The 17,928-nt window shown below is 60.0% G+C and carries 15 protein-coding genes; 7 read left to right on the top strand and 8 right to left on the bottom strand.

What is annotated here, in order from left to right; genetic code table 11:
- Nucleotides 1-177 precede the first annotated feature (177 nt).
- Nucleotides 178-1,227, bottom strand: coding sequence for a hypothetical protein (locus Q1J43_RS10965; protein WP_301102537.1), 1,050 nt, complete (start codon nucleotides 1,225-1,227; stop codon nucleotides 178-180).
- Between the two features lie 206 nt (nucleotides 1,228-1,433).
- Here Q1J43_RS10965 and Q1J43_RS10960 point away from each other — a divergent pair, with 206 nt between their 5' ends.
- Both Q1J43_RS10960 and lolD read left to right on the top strand, forming a co-directional pair.
- Nucleotides 1,434-2,681, top strand: coding sequence for a lipoprotein-releasing ABC transporter permease subunit (locus Q1J43_RS10960; protein WP_301102536.1), 1,248 nt, complete (start codon nucleotides 1,434-1,436; stop codon nucleotides 2,679-2,681).
- Entirely contained in the window at nucleotides 2,674-3,372 is a 699-nt protein-coding gene (gene lolD / locus Q1J43_RS10955) for a lipoprotein-releasing ABC transporter ATP-binding protein LolD (RefSeq protein WP_301102535.1), read from the top strand. Before Q1J43_RS10960 ends, lolD begins: the two co-directional genes overlap by 8 nt.
- 8 nt (nucleotides 3,373-3,380) lie before the next feature.
- Here the strand turns inward: lolD and Q1J43_RS10950 are convergent, their stop codons facing one another.
- The 7 genes from Q1J43_RS10950 to Q1J43_RS10920 all read right to left on the bottom strand — a co-directional run bounded on the left by Q1J43_RS10950 (nucleotide 3,381) and on the right by Q1J43_RS10920 (nucleotide 9,914).
- Entirely contained in the window at nucleotides 3,381-4,163 is a 783-nt protein-coding gene (locus Q1J43_RS10950; protein ID WP_301102534.1) for a metal ABC transporter permease, read from the bottom strand.
- Complete coding sequence (locus Q1J43_RS10945) at nucleotides 4,160-5,065, bottom strand: zinc ABC transporter substrate-binding protein (protein ID WP_301102533.1); 906 nt, start codon at nucleotides 5,063-5,065, stop codon at nucleotides 4,160-4,162. Before Q1J43_RS10945 ends, Q1J43_RS10950 begins: the two co-directional genes overlap by 4 nt.
- Nucleotides 5,066-5,074: 9 nt before the next feature.
- The gene (locus Q1J43_RS10940) at nucleotides 5,075-6,451 is read right to left on the bottom strand and encodes a hypothetical protein (protein ID WP_301102532.1); all 1,377 of its coding nucleotides are present in this window, start codon (nucleotides 6,449-6,451) and stop codon (nucleotides 5,075-5,077) included.
- A 61-nt stretch (nucleotides 6,452-6,512) separates the two neighbouring features.
- Nucleotides 6,513-6,845, bottom strand: a complete 333-nt coding sequence (locus tag Q1J43_RS10935; protein WP_301102531.1) for a hypothetical protein — start codon at nucleotides 6,843-6,845, stop codon at nucleotides 6,513-6,515.
- A 47-nt stretch (nucleotides 6,846-6,892) separates the two neighbouring features.
- Nucleotides 6,893-8,776, bottom strand: coding sequence for a ferrous iron transporter B (locus Q1J43_RS10930; protein WP_301102530.1), 1,884 nt, complete (start codon nucleotides 8,774-8,776; stop codon nucleotides 6,893-6,895).
- Nucleotides 8,773-9,069 carry a FeoA family protein gene (locus Q1J43_RS10925; protein ID WP_301102529.1) on the bottom strand — a complete coding sequence of 99 codons (297 nt, stop codon included), beginning with the start codon at nucleotides 9,067-9,069 and terminating at the stop codon, nucleotides 8,773-8,775. The genes Q1J43_RS10930 and Q1J43_RS10925 overlap by 4 nt, the downstream gene beginning before the upstream one ends.
- A gap of 32 nt (nucleotides 9,070-9,101) precedes the next feature.
- Nucleotides 9,102-9,914 (bottom strand): transporter, encoded by an 813-nt coding sequence (locus tag Q1J43_RS10920; RefSeq protein WP_301102528.1) that lies wholly within the window; start codon nucleotides 9,912-9,914, stop codon nucleotides 9,102-9,104.
- A 53-nt stretch (nucleotides 9,915-9,967) separates the two neighbouring features.
- Here Q1J43_RS10920 and Q1J43_RS10915 point away from each other — a divergent pair, with 53 nt between their 5' ends.
- Genes Q1J43_RS10915 through cphA (Q1J43_RS10895) form a run of 5 tightly spaced genes read left to right on the top strand, consistent with a single transcriptional unit; the run spans nucleotide 9,968 to nucleotide 17,807 of the window.
- Nucleotides 9,968-10,207 (top strand): hypothetical protein, encoded by a 240-nt coding sequence (locus Q1J43_RS10915; RefSeq protein WP_301102527.1) that lies wholly within the window; start codon nucleotides 9,968-9,970, stop codon nucleotides 10,205-10,207.
- Nucleotides 10,197-12,521 (top strand): ABC transporter ATP-binding protein, encoded by a 2,325-nt coding sequence (locus Q1J43_RS10910; RefSeq protein ID WP_301102526.1) that lies wholly within the window; start codon nucleotides 10,197-10,199, stop codon nucleotides 12,519-12,521. Before Q1J43_RS10915 ends, Q1J43_RS10910 begins: the two co-directional genes overlap by 11 nt.
- Nucleotides 12,518-12,991 (top strand): DUF1854 domain-containing protein, encoded by a 474-nt coding sequence (locus Q1J43_RS10905; RefSeq protein ID WP_301102525.1) that lies wholly within the window; start codon nucleotides 12,518-12,520, stop codon nucleotides 12,989-12,991. Before Q1J43_RS10910 ends, Q1J43_RS10905 begins: the two co-directional genes overlap by 4 nt.
- Nucleotides 12,992-13,009: 18 nt before the next feature.
- Nucleotides 13,010-15,181: a cyanophycin synthetase gene (cphA, locus tag Q1J43_RS10900; protein WP_301102524.1), complete on the top strand. Its 2,172-nt coding sequence runs from the start codon at nucleotides 13,010-13,012 to the stop codon at nucleotides 15,179-15,181.
- A 37-nt stretch (nucleotides 15,182-15,218) separates the two neighbouring features.
- Nucleotides 15,219-17,807, top strand: coding sequence for a cyanophycin synthetase (cphA, locus tag Q1J43_RS10895; protein ID WP_301102523.1), 2,589 nt, complete (start codon nucleotides 15,219-15,221; stop codon nucleotides 17,805-17,807).
- Nucleotides 17,808-17,928: the final 121 nt, after the last annotated feature.

Genomic DNA, 17,928 nt, shown 5'->3' with positions numbered 1-17,928 from the left:
GGAAATACCCTTGGGGTGCAGAGATCGCAGAGGCGCAAAGGGCGTAGAGAAAAATACGACACTTACCCATAAGGTGAATGGTCCGCTTTCCAGAAATCTCTGCGTTCTCTTGGTTTTCTCTGCACACTCTGCGTTGAATGTGGTTCGACAAGGGCTGTTGAAAGCGGTTTGCAATGGTCATTCTTTCGCCAATTTCTGCGCCAGCGTGGTCAGCGGCTGCGGGCGGCGCCACAGTTTCCATTGGTCGCTGCGCCGGATGTCCCAGACCAGCACGCCGTAGGCGGTCGAAGCTTCGAGGCGCAGTTGGCTGATCCTGCCACTGGTCAGCGCCGCGCGCAGCGGGGCGAACCAGTGGCCTTCGAGGCTGCTCAGGGCGCTGCGGTAGGCATTGCCGTTTTCATACTGCACCGGCCCGAGCAAATCGTCGAGAACGACGAGATGGTTGCTGGCGGGCGCCGCATGGTCAAACAGCGTTGCTGCATCGACCGGCAGCGGATGGGTCGGCACGCCAGCGGCGCGCGCGAGTCCGAGCGCCAGCGGATTGGTGCTCCACACCCCATCGAAATCGCTTTCCCGGCGTGGTGGCAATGTTCCGGCGCCCCACAGCCACAAGCTATTGATGGCCAAGCGGCCTTCGCTCTCGCGTTGCTCGTTAATGGTGTGGGCATGCAGCAGCATCTGGGCTTCGTTGAGCAGGGTGCGCAACCGCCTGGCTGGAGCCGTTTCGGGTAGCAGGCTGTCGATGCGGCGACCGGCAACGGCAGACAGCGGCGGCGTCTGGAAACCATGCGCCAGGGTGCTGTCGGCCAGTTGCAGATACCAGCGCCCGGCGGCAGTCACGTGGAATCGGCCAACGTCGGCCAACTGGCAGTTAAGTTCCCCGGCAAGGACTTGTGCTTCCTCCGGGGTGATTCCGAAGCTGCCGCTATCAGCAAGAATCAAACCTTCCTGATGGTAGCGCAGATGCACCGGGTCACTGCATAACCAGCAGTGATTGCCGACCTCGATCTTTGTATTCGATTCGCCGAGCAGACGAAAGGCGGCATAGGGCGCGCCCTCCGGCTGGCCAAAGGCATCGGCGAGCGTGGCTTCAAACGACTGTGCCGGGCGGCTGGTACGCGGACTGCGCACCAGCAGCGTACCCAGCGCCGGACAGTCAAGACCATCAAGGGTACCATCGTCGGGTTCGGGCCAGATCAGTTCGGGGACGAGGAGGGTGAGCTGCATGGCTATCGAGGCACGGTAAAAAACCGGAAACCGCTTTCAACGCAGAGGGCGCAGAGAAAAACCTGAATGTCGTTCAAAGTCGCCATGGTACACTCATTCCTAGAAATTTCTTTGCTTCTCTCCGCGATCTCTGCGTCTCTGCGCTCTCTGCGTTGAAAGCGGTTTCCTTTTCCTAGTAGCTAACCACCGCAAAAAAACTGCCACTGATGGCCCTACCCTACGAACTGCTGATCGGCCTGCGTTATACGCGGGCCAAACGGCGCAATCATTTTATTTCTTTCATTTCGATGATCTCGATGCTCGGCATTGCGCTGGGCGTTGCCGCGCTGATCGTCGTTCTATCGGTGATGAACGGTTTCCAGACCGAACTGCGCGGGCGCATTCTGGCCGTCGTTTCGCACATCCAGATCAGTGGCGCCAGCGGAGAAATGACCGACTGGCCGCATGTCGCCGCGCAGTCGGTCGCGGAACCGGGAGTGCTTGCCGCGGCGCCCTTTGTTCAGGCACAAGGCATGCTGTCCTTCGGGCAATCGGTGCGTGGCGCGATGGTGCGTGGCATCCTGCCCGATTTCGAAGGCAAGGTCGTCGATTTTGGCACACACATGAAAGAGGGCCGCCTCGATGCACTGATGCCGGATTCGTTCAACATTGTCCTGGGCAGCGAACTGGCGCATGCACTCGGGGTTTTTGTCGGCGACAAGGTGACGGTCATCGCGCCGCAGGGCGTCGTTACACCAGCCGGCGTCATTCCACGCCTGAAAACCTTCACTGTCAGCGGGCTGTTCGAAGTCGGCATGTTCGAATACGACAGCGGGCTGGCGCTGATCCGTATGGAAGACGCGCAGCGCCTCTACCGCATGGATGATCGTGTCTCCGGCGTTCGCCTCAAACTTAACGATCTGTTCCAGGCGCCGGCCATTGCCCGGCAACTGGCCAACCGTCTGGATACAGCAGCCTACATCAGCGACTGGACTCGGAGCCACGCCAACTTTTTCAGAGCCGTGCAGATCGAGAAGAACATGATGTTCATCATCCTCTCACTGATCGTTGCGGTGGCCGCCTTCAACATCGTGTCGACGCTGGTCATGGCAGTCACCGACAAACAGGCCGACATCGCCATCCTGCGCACGCTGGGCGCCAGCCCTGGCAGCATCATGGCCATTTTCATGGTGCAGGGCGCGCTGATCGGTTTTATCGGCTTAGGGCTGGGCATTGCCGGTGGCGTCACGCTGGCGCTCAATGTCGATGTGGTGGTGCCCTGCATCGAGCGCCTGCTCGGAACGCAGTTCATGTCCAAGGAGGTCTATTACATCTCCAACCTGCCGTCCGAATTACAGTGGAAAGACGTTAGCACCATCACCGGGGTGTCCTTCGTGCTGTCGCTGGTGGCGACGCTTTATCCGAGCTGGCGTGCCGCGCGCGTCAATCCGGCGGAGGCCTTGCGTTATGAATAAGGCTGTGGTGCTGGCCTGTCAGGGGCTCAAGAAAATTTACCGGCAGGGAACCGGCGAGGGCGCTGAAGTGCCCGTGCTGATTGGCGTTGATCTGGAAATCGTGGCTGGCGAGCGGGTCGCCGTGGTCGGTGCGTCCGGTTCGGGCAAGAGCACTCTGCTGCATCTGCTCGGCGGGCTGGACTCGGCCAGCGCCGGAAAAATCCAGTTGATGGGTCGCGATCTTTCCGCGATCAGCGACGCCGAGCGCGGCGTCATGCGCAACCGCCATCTCGGTTTCGTCTATCAGTTCCACCATCTGCTGGCTGAATTCACGGCGCTTGAGAACGTCGCCATGCCGCTGCTCATCCGTCGCCTGCCCAAAGCCGAGGCCCAAGAGCGCGCGGCAGCCGTGCTCACCGAAGTCGGCCTGTCACACCGGCTTGAGCACACGCCATCCGAGCTTTCCGGCGGCGAGCGACAAAGGGCGGCGATTGCCCGTGCGCTGGTCACCGCGCCGGCTTGCGTCCTGGCCGACGAACCGACCGGCAATCTCGACCGGCAAACCGCCGAGGGCGTGTTTGAACTAATGCTGGCGCTCAACCGCTCGCGGCAAACGAGTTTCGTGATCGTCACCCACGACCCCGGGCTTGCCGGACGCGCGGATCGGATATTGACGCTGCGTGATGGCAGTTTTCTCGGCAGCGCCGGCTGAAACAAGGATTAGCAAGGCACTTCAAATTCAAGTGCGTTTTTTTCCGGCCCCAGCGCATAGACCAGCACCGCCATCAGAGATAAGCACCAGACAATGAGTGCGCCTGATGGAAGATCAAAGAGCAGGGATAGCATCAGTCCAATTGCATAACCGCAAAGCCCCGTCAGATAGGCCAGCGGCAAACGTCTTCTTCTTGCATGGTTGCGTACGCCCAGACTCGTGATAATCAGGCTGGCAAAGACAAGGTATACGCCAACCAGTTGCACCGATGCCGTCACTGCCAGGGCGAACGCCAGATAAAACCCGAGCCTGCTGATGCGTTTCCTGAACAGCGATAGTGCGGCAATGATCGTCAGCGTGCCGACTGCCGGCATCAGCAATTGCGCGTAGCTTACCCATAAAATCTGGCCGGACAGCAAGTCACGCAGGTGCTCGCCCCCATGGGGATTATGGGCCAGCAAGAGCAGGCCACCGGTGGCTGCCAGCACAAAGACGACACCAATTTGCGCCTCCTGCACCTCGGGCCAGCGCTTCTCGGTCCAGGTCAAAAACAGTGCACCCAGGGCTGCGGCCAAGCCGGCGGCGACCTGAACCTGCCAACCGTGCGGCTCAAGATCCATCAGGCCAGCGGCGATGACGCCCAGGGCTGCGATCTGGGCAATGGCCAAATCGATGAAAACGATCCCGCGCTTGAGTACCTGGGCACCCAGCGGAACATGGGTCGCCAGGACCAGGAGTCCGGCCAGGAAGGCGGGGGCGATGATTGTCAGATCAAGCGAGTCAAAATTCATTTGGCCGCCTCCAGCAGGCGTTGCACGGTGTCGTCGAAAAAGCTGAACAGATCCTTGGCCTGGTCGTTTCCGCCAACCGTAAAGGGCAAGGCTAGCGCCGGAATATGGGCGCGTTCAGACAGCCACTGCGACGCGCGTTCATCCTGGTAGGCGGCGCGCAAGACCATTTTCGCCGGCTGCCTTTGCAACTGGGCCAGCAACTGCGTCAAATGGGCGGCGCTCGGTTCGACTCCGGGTTTAGGTTCCAGCGTGCCGACCTGCCGCATGCCAAGCCACTGCAAGACATATTCCATGTTCTTGTGGTGCTCGATAACAGGGACATTCTTCAAACTCGCCGCCTGCTGCTCCCACTTGCTCATTGCCGCATTCCAGCGCACAGAGAAATCCTTGTAGCGCGCCTCGTAATAGCCTGCATTGGCCGGGTCAATGCCGCTTAAACGCTTGCTCAGCGCTGCCGCAACCTGTGCAATGTTGTGCGGATTTTGCTGGATATGCGGATTGCCTGCGGCATGAACGTCGCCGTCGTTACGGTCGACATGGGAAGGAATGTCCAGACGCTGGACGAAGCTTCCGGCCTCGAAGTTGCCGGCTTGCCCTGGCGCAATTTTTGGATTGCCCGATTGCTGCAAGAGTACGGGCAGCCAGCCCACTTCGAGTTCAAGCCCGGTACAGACCAGGAAATCGGCATTGCGCGTCCTGGCAATCAGGCTCGGTCGAGCTTCGATCCGATGCGGGTCCTGCAGGGCGGTGGTGGCGCTCGATACCTTAACCTTGTCGCCGCCAAGTTCGCTGGTCAGCGCAGCCCATTCAGGTTCACAGGCCATGACGTTAAGCAACGCATGGGATGGCATTGAGACCAGTGCAAAAAGCAGACCGATCAGAGGCAAAGAAGGTTTTTTCATGGGGTTCTCCTAGAACGAGTGGGCGCCATGCGCGCCAAGGCTCATGATGTATTGCAGGAAAATTTGTTTGTCCGTAACTTCCGGGCGTGATTTATCTTGGGCAAGTTGCAGGCGGAAGCGGCTGAATTCCGATGGCGAATAATCAAATATCATGCTGCTGCGTGTAGGCTGATAAGGCGACAAACGCTGGAAGTCGATGGTGCCTAAGGCGCTGCCTTCGAAGCCAAATTTCGGGGCGCCCGAATTCAGGCGGTCATAGCGCAGACCAAAGCGCCACGCGGGAAGGAATTGGTACACGCCCTGCATATACCAGCCCGATTGCGCGCTCGAAAAAGGTAGTGATGCGCTCCCGAGCGATTGGGCCAGGCTGTCGTAAACGAGCGTGCCATCCTCCTTGCGCCAGAAATATTCGCCTTGCAGCTTGAAGTTCGTATGCGTGGCATTGCCAGAGGGCGCCCATTTGTAAACGCCATCAACGATCCACAGCCTTGATTTCCCGTCAAACGAATTGCTTACTTCGCTGGCGGTATGGTCCAGGTCGCTGTACGAACGGTTGGCGGCACCGGTTCGCAAATACGCTAGCCCGGCTCGCCAGCTACTGCTCTCACCGAGGTCGTCACCGACATGGCCAAACAAGCTGGCTGAACCAACACCGTTCTTGTTACGGTCGTTTCCGGGAAACGCAGCGCCATTGCCGGCCTCCATGCCAACTTCGAAAAACCGCTCGGTTGGCGCCAACCACTTCAATTGCAATCCATCCGGCTTGTATTGGTCACCGAACATGGCCTGGTAGACGAGCGGGGCATCGACGAAATCCCATGTGTGGGCATGCTGGCCATTAAGGTAGCCGACGGACGAAAGAAAACGTCCGCCCTTAAGATTGACGCCGTTGACCAGGCCTATGCTGTCAAAGAACGCTTCCTCAACGCTGACCTGATTCTCCGGGGAAAGCGAAAACGTGAGCTTGCCGGAAAAACGAGGGTCAACGTTCGCGCTTAGTGTCAATTCCGACTCTCCGAGATTGAAGCTACGTTTTCCGGGGCCGATTTCGTTGCCGCCGGGAACGAACCCCTGAATACGGTAATTCCCGGGATCTTGCGACAGCCTGGCATAGGTTCCGCCAAGGATGAGTGCGATATCAGGATTAAATCCGTTGCCCGACCTCGTTGCCGATGGGGGTGCAGCAGCAGTTTGCGGCAGCGCTGCCTTTGCTTCCGACGCTTGCAAGCGCTGCTCAAGAGCCTCAATGCGCGCCTCGTAACTCTCCTTCATTTGTCTGATCTCGGCGCGAATCTGCGCGAGTGTTTGATCATCGGCGGCAACTGCGTGCAGCGGGGCATTCAGCGCAGCCGCCAGCGCTGTCGCTATGACAGAGTGTTTTAACATGGGGTCCGTTCCAGTAATGACGACGCAAAACCGTGCGGCAGTAGTCCGCACGGTGCTTAAATCAGGTCGTTCTGGCGATGTACGGAGGGGCGCGACTATAAAAAGGAAGGAGAGTGGCCGGGATGACGCCTGCAATGACGTGCGCAACGTTTCTTACGCAGTCTGCCAGGCCACCATGGAAAACAAACAACGGACTGGCGAGCGCCGAAGCTAGAGATGAGAAAGCCAGGCACTGCTCACAGGACGCCTCACCGGGCAGCTTGTGTTCGTGTGACTCCTGGTGAGGCGAAGCGTCGAGGTGTGTGATGGCGTGCGCCATCCCCCACTGCTGAGAGGCCAGCAGGGAAATGGCGAGTGCTGCACGAAGGATGAGCGAACGAATTTTCACAGACACGGATTATACGGCCAAGCTCACTTGCTCGTGCGGACCGGTGCCGCCTCTCAGCCCACCCCCAGCGCCAGCGCCACCCGATAGGTAATGAACGAGGCGGCATAGGCCAAGGCAAACAGATAGCCAGCCATGATCAGCGGCATCGTCCAACTGCCGGTCTCGCGCTTGACGGTGGCCAGCGTCGACAGGCATTGCGGCGCGAAAACATACCAGACGAGTAGCGACAGCGCGGTGGCCAGGCTCCAGCTCTGCGCGATCAACGGCGCCAGAGCCTGTGCCGTATCGCTGCCGGTTGCCGAAAGCGCATAGACGGTACCGAGCGCGCTGACCGCCACTTCGCGCGCCGCCATGCCGGGCACCAGTGCAATGCTGATTTGCCAGTTGAAGCCGATCGGCTCGAAAACCCGCGCCAGCGCCTGCCCCAGCATGCCGGCCAGGCTGTACTCAATGGCCGCGCCGGTAGCGCCATCCGGCGCTGCCGGGAAGCTCGCCAGAAACCACAGGAGAATGGTCAGAATGAGGATGATGCCACCAACCCGCTTCATGAAAATCATCACCTTTTGCCAGATGCCGATGGCGATATTGCGCACCGTTGGCAGATGATAACTGGGCAGTTCCATCATCAGCGGGCGGACCTGCCGTCCGGCGGCGGTAAAGCGCTTGAGTAGCCAGGCCACGGCCAGCGCGCCAATGACACCCGCCAGGTAGAGCACCAGCAAGACCAGCCCCTGCAATTCGAACGCCCCCCACACCAGGCGCTGCGGAATGAAAGCGCCGATTAGCAGAGCATACACCGGCAGCCGGGCCGAACAGGTCATCAACGGCGCGATCATGATCGTCACCAGACGGTCACGCGGATTGGCGATGCTGCGTGCGGCCATGATTCCGGGAATGGCGCAGGCAAAGCTGGACAACAAAGGGATGAATGAACGTCCACTGAGGCCGACACTGCCCATCAGCCGATCAAGCAGAAAAGCGGCGCGCGGCAGGTAACCGGACTCCTCCAGAAAAAGAATGAAAAAGTAGAGAATGACGATCTGCGGCAGGAACACCAGCACCCCGCCAACACCGGCAATCAGGCCGTCGACGATCAAGCTCCTGAGCCAAGTCTCGGGCATCACTACACCGACGACCTCGCTCAAGCTGGCGGTTGCTGTCTTGATGAGAGTCATCGGCATTTCGGCCCAGGCAAATACCGCCTGAAAGACCAGGAACAGCACCACGGCCAGCACTATCGGCCCGATCACCGGGTGCAATACGACGCCATCGATGCGATCACTCGGCGTGTGCGGGATAACGTCATCCAGGCCAAGGCGTTGCAGGATGCGGCGCACGACAAGGTGATCGGACTCTGTGGGCATACCTTGCGCAGGAGGCGTGAGCGCCATGGAACACCAGATCGCCGGATCGTCGAATAACGCGAGTAACGGTTCAGCGCCCGAACTCTGGATGGCGACGGTACTGACAACCGGCATGCCCAGCTCAACGGCCAGCGCTTCGGGTACGACCTTGATGCCACGCCTTTCAGCCAGATCCGCCATGTTGAGCGCCACAATACAAGGCAGGCCCAGGCGTTTGACGGCCATTGCCAGACGCAGATTACGCCGCAGGTTGGTGGCATCGACCACACAGACAATCAGATCCGGCCGCTTTTCACCAGACGCGCGACCAAAGAGCACGTCACAGGTCACGCGCTCATCCGGCGAGCGGGGATAGAGGCTGTAAGCGCCCGGCAGATCGAGCACGCGCAAGAATTTTCCACCCGGCGTGGTGAGCCGCCCTTCCTTGCGTTCGACGGTCACGCCGGCGTAGTTGGCGACCTTCTGCCGACTGCCGGTGAGCAGATTGAAGAGCGCGGTCTTGCCACAGTTCGGATTGCCGACCAGAGCCAGCAATGGCCCACTCGGGTGGAGATGGATGACGGCCTGATTCATGCCTTGCACCCCTCAACATTGGGCTGCGCCACCGACGCCACCCGCACACAGGCGGCCTCGGCCCGGCGCAAGGCAAAGGTCGATTGACCGATACGGACAACCAGAGGATCACCGCCAGGCAGCCCACGCGCCATCAACATGACGTATTCGCCGTCAATGAAACCGATTTCTTCAAGCCAGCGCGCCCATTCGGGTGATGTTGGCGGAGCCTGAACATCATGTACGGTCAACGCGTGGCCAATCGCGGCCAGATCGAGTGTTGCGCCTGAGATTCCATTTTTTGTGGCTGACACCTTCGTCTCCTGAGTCGAGCTTGCCTTCCCTTTTACCGGAATCGCCAGGTAATGCCGGCATTGGCTGTATTGGTCGTTGTGCGCGGGCTGTCGTTGTCGGACGAGCGCAGGATTCCGATCGCAAAATCAAGATCCTTGCCCGGCGAATAGATCGCGCCAAGCTCGACAAAATTCGAGCGCAATGTGCTGCCTGCGGCACGCGCGGATTCCACCCCGAGGTCCACGGCCAGCTTCCATTGCTCACTGACATCCCATACCGGTGCAAGCGAAAAACGCGATGTTGTGCTGTCAGGATTACTCAAGCCATCGCGGAAACGGTCGCGGCCAAGGCCGGCATTGACATGGAGTGCGCCAAACGGACGCGTCTGGGTAAGAATGAAGGTCAGCTTGCCCGAGGTCTTGCCGGTGCCCAGCCCGGAATTTTCACGCTCAGCACTGACCGGGAAAACAATTTCCGGCTTGACCGCCAGACTGCTCCCGCTTGCTTCGTTTTCATAGAAGCGCCATTTGGCTCCAAAAGAGGGATTACCACCGCCGCTGGCGTTGCCATCGGCGGTATTCGAACGAACCCGGGCGTAGCTGAACCCGGCAAACACATCGAGCGACTCGGTCAGGCCACGCGTATAAACAAGCGGCAAGATGTACAAACGCTCGATGTTGCCAGCCGTTTTTGCACGATCTTCGTTGTACGAAAATTCGAGCTGGTTGCCACCGCTACCCTGCGTGCCAGTATCGTCGGTAATCAGGGGTTGGAAGGCAAAGGCCGAAAATGAAAGTCCGGCCAGCGTCATTGATGCCGCTTGGAGAGCAAAGCGCTTGGCCGATCCTAAAAAAACAGTAAGCATGGCAAAAATCCAGGAATAAAAGCTGGTCTTATTGGGAATGATTCGCATCATACATGAGAATTATTCCCAACTACAATAACTTTTCTTGTTCGACAAAACACCAGGCATTAGCCAGTATGAGTTTTGTGCAGCTCGGGTTTAATTTATCTGATCGCACGTTCATTCAGGTGCTGCGCTTCAAACCCACACCCATTCGCAAGAGCCGCAGCAGCACTGCGGCGAAGACGGTATACTTCGACACTCTGCAGATTCCCAGTCGCCTGACCGATAATAAACGCAATAATGACAAATAGTACACCTACAAACCCTGTAACGAATCACACACAGCCCGGCCTTGCTGCCTTACCGCTGCCCGCGGCATGGCTTGATACGGTCCAGGCGCAGCTCGCCGGGGATGAAAAAATTCTCGCCTGGCTGGAAATTGACCTTGACACCCGGCTGCATTTTTCTTCAGGCCTGATCGTGCTGACCAATCAGCGACTGCTGGCCCAATCAGTCGACGATGCCAACTGGCAAACGCATGTGTTTCGCCATGGGCTTACGCTGACCCGGCGTGACCATTCAGGGGTGGGCAGTCTCGAACTCTGTGCCGGGAATTCACGACTGGCGATCTGGCGCTACACCCTTGGCGCAGACATCGCCGCCGGGCGACTGATCGAGCACTTCACGCGGCAACTCGCCTTCTGCCTCACCGGAGAACTCCCGCCGCCGCCGACCCAGGCGCTGTGCCCAAATTGCGAAACGCCGTTGCTTGCCGGACAGGAAGAATGCCCGGTGTGCAGCAAGGAGATCTACGCGCCGCCCTCAACCTGGACCCTGTTCCGGCTCTGGCGCTTTGCTTACCCTTACCGCTGGCGCCTGCTGGCCGGCTTCCTGCTGTCACTAGGATCAACCGCGGCAACGCTGGTGCCGCCCTACCTGACAATGCCGATGATGGACAAGGTGCTGATCCCCTACCAGAACGGCAAACCGATCGACACCGCGCTGGTCACCCTCTACCTCTCCGGGCTGTTCGGTGCAGCCTTGCTGGCCTGGGTGCTCGGCTGGGCACGCACCTACATTCTGGCGCTGGTTTCCGAACGCATCGGAGCCGACCTGCGCACCACCACCTATGAGCACCTGCTCAAACTCTCGCAGGAATACTTCGGCGGCAAGCGCACCGGCGATTTGATGGCGCGCATCGGTTCGGAAACCGACCGCATCAACATTTTTATCTCGTTGCATTTCCTCGATTTCGTCACCGACGTGCTGATGATCGTCATGACAACGAGCATTCTGGTTTCGATCAATCCCCATCTGGCGCTGGTCACCCTGTTGCCGCTGCCGATCATTGCCTGGCTGATTCATGTGGTGCGCGAGAAGCTGCGTACCGGCTTTGAGCGCGTCGACCGCATCTGGGCCGAAGTCACCAATGTGCTGGCCGACACCATCCCCGGCATCCGCGTGGTCAAGGCCTTCGCTCAGGAGAATCGCGAGGCGGCGCGCTTCCGGGCGGCCAATGTGCATAATCTTGAGGTCAATGACAAGGTCAACAAGGTCTGGTCGCTGTTCACGCCGACGGTAACGCTGCTTACCGAAGTCGGCTTGCTCATCGTCTGGGGTTTCGGCATTTGGCAGATTTCCAGGAACGACATTACGGTCGGTGTCCTGACCGCCTTCCTGGCCTACATCGGTCGCTTTTATCTGCGCCTCGACTCGATGAGCCGTATTGTCTCGGTAACGCAGAAAGCGGCCGCTGGCGCGAAACGGATTTTTGACGTTCTCGACCACGTGTCCAGCGTTCCCGAGCCGGTTAACCCGGTCCATCTGGCCAATGTCAGCGGCCGCATCGAGCTGCGTGGCGTCGGTTTCCGCTATGGCACGCGCAGCGTCACGCGCGATATCAGCATCATGATCGAGCCAGGGGAGATGATCGGCCTGGTCGGTCACAGCGGCTCGGGCAAGAGCACCATGGTCAACCTGATCTGTCGCTTCTATGACGTGACCGAGGGCGCGATTCTGATCGACGGCGTCGACATCCGTTCGCTGCCGGTCGCCGAATACCGCCAGCACATCGGACTGGTGTTGCAGGAGCCTTTCCTGTTTTTTGGAACGATTGCCGAAAACATTGCCTATGGCAAACCCGACGCTAGCCGCGAAGAAATTGTCGCCGCTGCGCGTGCCGCCCATGCCCATGAATTCATTCTGCGTCTGGCTCAGGGTTATGACTCACTGGTTGGCGAACGCGGCCAGGCACTCTCTGGTGGTGAGCGCCAGCGCATCTCCATTGCTCGAGCGTTACTCATCGACCCGAAGATCCTGATTCTCGACGAAGCCACCTCTTCGGTGGATACGACGACCGAAAAAGAAATCCAGAAAGCGCTCGACAACCTGGTGCGCGGTCGCACCACCATCGCCATCGCCCACCGCCTGTCGACGCTGCGCGATGCCAACCGCCTGGTGGTTCTTGATCGCGGCAGCGTTGTCGAAGTCGGCAGCCACGATGAACTGATGGCGCGCGAAGGCCACTACTACCAGCTTTATCAGGCGCAGGCACGTAACGTCGATGTCGAGGATGAAGTGCGCCGCGCCGAAATCGACACCATGATCGGGGGAGTTCGGGATTGATCACCACACCACACTATCAGTTGCGACGTGACGCCTTGGGCCGTTTGTCATTCGCCGGCGATGACGGTGAAATCCATGAAGGCGTGGTTCCGGTGCGTGCTTTTCCAATCGCTTCTCCAGATCAGGGCATTGCCCTGGTCGATCCGCATGGCCACGAACTGGCCTGGATTGACCGCCTGAGCGACCTGCCAGAGGCCTTGCGCACGCTGATCGAAGATGAACTCGCCAGCCGCGAGTTCATGCCCGTGATCAGCCAGATCCTCAACGTGTCGAGCTTTGCCACGCCGTGCATCTGGCAGATCAAGACCAATCATGGCGACACCCGACTGCTCCTCAAGGGCGAAGAGGACATCCGCCGTTTGACCTCGCCCGCCTTGTTGATTGCAGACAGTAACGGCATTAACTACCTGATCCGCGACCGTTATGCTCTTGACAAGCAGAGTCGAAAAATTCTCGATCGTTTCCTGTAAATGCCACGGACGAAACAAATGAAAACGAAAGACATCAAGTTTCTGGAAATCCGCTATCTGCGCGGACCGAACATCTGGACGTACCGCCCGGTTATTGAAGCCGTTGTGGACATCGGAGAATTGGAAGATTTTCCGTCGAACACCCTGCCTGGCTTTATAGACCGCCTGCAAGGCTTTCTGCCCTCACTGATCGAGCACCGCTGCAGCTACGGAGAGCGCGGCGGTTTTGTGCGCCGGCTCGAAGAAGGCACCTGGTCAGGGCATATCCTTGAACACGTCTCGCTTGAACTGCAAAACCTTGCCGGCATGCCTGGCGGTTTTGGCAAAGCGCGCCAGACCTCGCTGCCCGGCGTCTATAAAGTCGTCATCCGCGCCTGGCATGAAGAGGTCAGCCGCGCCTGCCTGGAGGCCGGTCGCGAACTGCTGATGGCGGCCATTGAGGACGCTCCCTTCGATGTCGCAGCGACGGTCGGGCGCCTGCGCGACATGGCTGAACGCAAGCTGCTCGGGCCCTCCACCAGCTGCATCGTCGAAGCGGCAACGGCCAAGGGACGCCGCATTCCGGCGATTCGCATGCTGGCCAACGGCAACCTCGTGCAACTCGGTTACGGTGTCCGCAGCCGGCGCATCTGGACAGCGGAAACCGATCGCACCAGCGCCATTGCCGAAACCATCTCGCGTGACAAGGACCTGACCAAGACACTGCTTCAGTTCTGCGGCGTACCCGTGCCCGAAGGCCGCATGGTCAATGGCCCGACTGACGCCTGGGAGGCCGCAGAAGAAATCGGCGTTCCGGTGGTCGTCAAACCCTACGATGGCAATCACGGGCGCGGCGTATATGCCAACCTGATGACGCAGAGTGAAGTTGAAGCCGCTTACGCGGCCGCTCTCAACGAGGGTAGCGGCGTTATCGTCGAGCGCTTCGTGCGCGGTTCAGAACACCGCCTGCTGGTCGTCGGCGGCAAGCTGGTCGCCGCTGCGCGCGGCGAAATGGCGGCCGTTATCGGCGACGGAAAATCAACACTTAATGAACTGATCGACAGTCAGATCAACTGCGATCCGCGCCGTGGCGACGCCGAAGAATTCCCCTTGGACCTGATCAACCTCAGCAACAGTCGGGTGGCACTGAACGAAGTCGCACGCCAGGGATTTACGCCCGACTCGGTACCGGCGGAGGGGCGCGAAGTACTGATTGATCGCACCGGCAACCACTCCTGCGACATTACCGAACTGGTCCATCCGAGCGTCGTCGACACCGTTTCGCTGGCGGCGCGCGTGGTCGGCCTCGATATCGCCGGTGTCGATCTGGTTTGTGAAGATATCTCACGCCCACTCGACGAACAGCGCGGAGCCATCGTTGAAGTCAACGCCGGCCCCGGCCTGCTGATGCACCTTAAGCCGGCCAACGGCGAAGCGCGTCCAGTCGGTCGCGCCATCGTCGAGCACCTGTTCCCGAATGGCGATGACGGGCGCATCCCGATCGTTGGCGTCACCGGCAGTTTCGGCAAGACCATGGTCTGTCGCCTCATCGCCCGGCTGCTGACGCTCTCCGGAAAATACACCGGAATGGCCTGCAGCGACGGCCTCTACCTCGATCGCCGACAGGCCCAGAAAGGCGATTGCGCGACTTGGACAGCGGCCAACCGGATTCTGATGAACCGCGCCATTGAGGCCGCCGTCTTCGAGAACGGCAGCGATGCCATCCTCAGCGAAGGGTTGGCTTACGACCGCTGCCAGGTCGGCGTCATCACCAACGTCGACGTCGCACAGCACACCGGTCGCTACTACATCGAAACACCGGAACAGGTGTTCAACGTGCTGCGCACCCAGATCGACCTGGTTCTGCCCAAGGGCACGGCGGTACTCAATGCCCGGGAAGCCATGCTGGTCAAGATGGCACCGCTATGCGATGGCGAAATCATCTACTTCGCGCTCGATCCGGAACTGCCTGCCGTCAGTGCGCATCGCCAACTGGGCAAGCGCGCCGTAATCGTTCGCGACGGGGCCATCGTGCTCGCCAGCGGCCTGGACGAGACTGCGCTCGCCAGACTAAACGACATTCCGCTAACCGAGGGTGGTCAGCTAGTGCCCCAGGTCGAGAATATACTTGCCGCCGTTGGTAGTGCCTGGGCACTCGGCATCTCGCCCGATGTCATGCGTACCGGAATCGAAACCTTCTTCGTTGAATAGCCACTAGGTGTCGCAACAAAACAAAAGGAAAACGTCTATGGAAGTATCACGTATCCGGGCATTGCGCGGTCCCAATCTGTGGAGTCGGCATACCGCAATCGAGGCCATCATCGCCTGCAACGAAAGCGAATGCACCATCGGCAACATCGCCGGTTTTGAGGCCCGCTTGCGCGAACGCTTTCCGGAAATCGCCTTGCTCCAGCCGACGGCGAGCAATGACGTGGTGTCGATGGCCCATGCCATTGAATACGCCGCGCTCGGACTGCAAGCGCAGGCCGGTTGTCCGGTGACCTTCAGCCGCACGGCACAGACCCTCGAACCTGGCCTCTACCAGGTGGTCGTGGAATACAGCGAGGAGGCGGTTGGCCGGCTCGCCTTTGAACTGGCGCAGGAACTCTGCCAGGCCGCCGTCGGCGACCAGCCTTTCGATATCGCCGGCGCCCTCTCCCGGCTGCGCGAACTCGACGAAGACGTTCGCCTCGGGCCGAGCACCGGATCCATCGTCTATGCCGCCGTCGCCCGCAAGATACCGTACCGCCGACTGACCGAAGGCAGCATGGTGCAATTTGGCTGGGGCAGCAAACAACGTCGCATCCAGGCCGCCGAAACCGACCGCACCAGCGCCGTGGCCGAATCCATCGCCCAGGACAAGGAACTGACCAAGACCTTGCTGCACGCCGCTGGGGTCCCGGTGCCTTGTGGTCGTCCGGTGGACGATGCCGCCGACGCCTGGGCTGCCGCGCTCGAAATTGGCGGCGCCGTGGTCGTCAAGCCACAGGATGGCAACCAGGGCAAAGGCGTGGCGGTCAATCTGACCACCCGGGAACAGGTCGAAGCCGCCTATGCCGTCGCCTTCAAAATCAGCGACGAAGTTCTGGTCGAGCGCTACCTGCCTGGTCAGGACTATCGTCTGCTGGTGGTTGGCAACAAGCTGATCGCCGCCGCCCGCCGTGAACCGCCGATGGTGGTTGGCGATGGCGCGCACAGCGTCCGCCAACTCGTCGACCAGGTCAACAGCGACCCGCGGCGCGGCGTTGGCCATGCCACCTCGCTGACCAAAATCCGTTTTGATGACATTGCGCTAGCCCGCCTGGCGGAAGATGGCCTGACTGCTGACTCGATTCCGGCCAGGGGAATGCGCGTCATCCTGCGCAATAACGCCAATCTATCGACCGGCGGTACGGCCACCGACGTCACTGACGATGTACATCCGGATTTCGCGGCACGCGCCGTTGCCGCCGCGCAGATGGTCGGGCTGGACATCGCTGGCGTCGACATTGTGTGCAACAACGTCCTGCGCCCGCTCGAGGAGCAAGGCGGCGGCATCGTCGAGTTGAATGCCGCGCCGGGTCTGCGCATGCACCTGCAACCCTCTTACGGCAAAGGCCGCGCGGTTGGTGAAGCGATTATCGCCAATATGTTTGACGCCGGAGACGATGCGCGAATCCCGCTGGTTGCCGTTGCCGGAACCAACGGTAAAACGACGACCGTGCGCCTGATTGCCAGTATTCTCGGCAGCAGCGGCCTGCGCGTCGGCATGACCACCACCGACGGCGTCTATGTCGCGAACAAGCGTATCGACACGGGCGATTGCAGCGGACCGAAAAGCGCCAAGAATGTGCTGTTCCACCCCGATGTTGACGCGGCGGTTCTGGAAACCGCGCGCGGTGGCGTACTGCGCGAAGGGCTTGGTTTCGACCGCTGTGATGTGGCGGTGGTCACCAATATCGGCAGCGGCGACCACCTTGGCCTGTCGTACATCAGCACGGTCGAAGACCTCTCGGTCGTCAAGCGGGTGATCGTCCAGAACGTCAAACCGGACACCGGCGTCGCCGTGCTCAACGCCGCCGATCCGATGGTCGCCCGCATGGCCGAGTCCTGCCCCGGCAAGGTCATCTTCTTTGCCTGCGACCGCAATCATCCGGTGATGGCCATGCACCGCGCGCGCGGCAAACGCATCATCTACCTCGACGACGATGCGATCGTCGCCTCTGAAGGGGGCTTCACGCAACGTATCGCGCTGGCACAGGTCCCGGTCACCGCCAATGGCGCCATAGGCTTCCAGGTCGAAAATGCGATGGCCGCTACCGGCGCCGGCTGGGCGCTCGGCCTCAACTGGGACATCATCCGCAGCGGTCTGGCCAGCTTTGTGAATGATGTGGCGTCCGCGCCAGGACGCTTCAACCTCTTCAGCTATCGCGGCGCAACGCTGATTGCCGATTACGGCCACAATCCTGACGCCATTGCGGCGCTGGTCAAGGCCATCGATAACATGCCATCAACGCCGCAGAGCCGCCGATCGGTGGTCATCAGCGGCGCTGGCGACCGGCGCGACGAGGACATCCGCCAGCAGACCGAAATTCTCGGCGACGCCTTTGACCAGGTCCTGCTCTATCAGGACCAATGTCAGCGCGGCCGCGCTGACGGCGAGGTGCTGGCCCTGCTTCAACTGGGGCTGAAAAATGCGCGGCGAGCCAAAGATATCAAGGAAATACACGGCGAATTCCTGGCCATCGACACGGCGCTCGCGGGACTTCAGGAAGGCGATCTGTGCCTGATTCTCATCGATCAGGTCGAAGAGGCACTGGCGCATATCGCCAAGCGTGTGGCTGAAACGCAAAGCTAGTCTTACTGTGTTAAGTTATCTCAAATCCTGCCGATAAGGAGGTATTCCATGTTGGCAGGAGGAAGTAATGGGAAACGAGGCCGAGTTTGAGCGCTATCTTGAGCATCTGTGCGAGGTGTTG

This window comes from Propionivibrio sp. (assembly GCF_029255185.1).
GTDB lineage: Bacteria > Pseudomonadota > Gammaproteobacteria > Burkholderiales > Rhodocyclaceae > Propionivibrio.
This window is presented reverse-complemented; position numbering and strand designations above follow the sequence as displayed.

What these genes read in the sequence shown, in the direction of transcription:
- lolD (WP_301102535.1), top strand. Translation starts at nt 2,674, where the DNA reads ATGAATAAGGCTGTGGTGCTGGCCTGTCAGGGGCTCAAGAAAATTTAC.
- cphA (WP_301102523.1), top strand. Translation starts at nt 15,219, where the DNA reads ATGGAAGTATCACGTATCCGGGCATTGCGCGGTCCCAATCTGTGGAGT.
- Q1J43_RS10930 (WP_301102530.1), bottom strand. Translation starts at nt 8,776, where the DNA reads ATGAATCAGGCCGTCATCCATCTCCACCCGAGTGGGCCATTGCTGGCT.
- Q1J43_RS10950 (WP_301102534.1), bottom strand. Translation starts at nt 4,163, where the DNA reads ATGAATTTTGACTCGCTTGATCTGACAATCATCGCCCCCGCCTTCCTG.
- Q1J43_RS10965 (WP_301102537.1), bottom strand. Translation starts at nt 1,227, where the DNA reads ATGCAGCTCACCCTCCTCGTCCCCGAACTGATCTGGCCCGAACCCGAC.
- Q1J43_RS10915 (WP_301102527.1), top strand. Translation starts at nt 9,968, where the DNA reads ATGAGAATTATTCCCAACTACAATAACTTTTCTTGTTCGACAAAACAC.
- Q1J43_RS10960 (WP_301102536.1), top strand. Translation starts at nt 1,434, where the DNA reads ATGGCCCTACCCTACGAACTGCTGATCGGCCTGCGTTATACGCGGGCC.
- Q1J43_RS10940 (WP_301102532.1), bottom strand. Translation starts at nt 6,451, where the DNA reads ATGTTAAAACACTCTGTCATAGCGACAGCGCTGGCGGCTGCGCTGAAT.
- Q1J43_RS10910 (WP_301102526.1), top strand. Translation starts at nt 10,197, where the DNA reads ATGACAAATAGTACACCTACAAACCCTGTAACGAATCACACACAGCCC.
- cphA (WP_301102524.1), top strand. Translation starts at nt 13,010, where the DNA reads ATGAAAACGAAAGACATCAAGTTTCTGGAAATCCGCTATCTGCGCGGA.
- Q1J43_RS10945 (WP_301102533.1), bottom strand. Translation starts at nt 5,065, where the DNA reads ATGAAAAAACCTTCTTTGCCTCTGATCGGTCTGCTTTTTGCACTGGTC.
- Q1J43_RS10920 (WP_301102528.1), bottom strand. Translation starts at nt 9,914, where the DNA reads ATGCTTACTGTTTTTTTAGGATCGGCCAAGCGCTTTGCTCTCCAAGCG.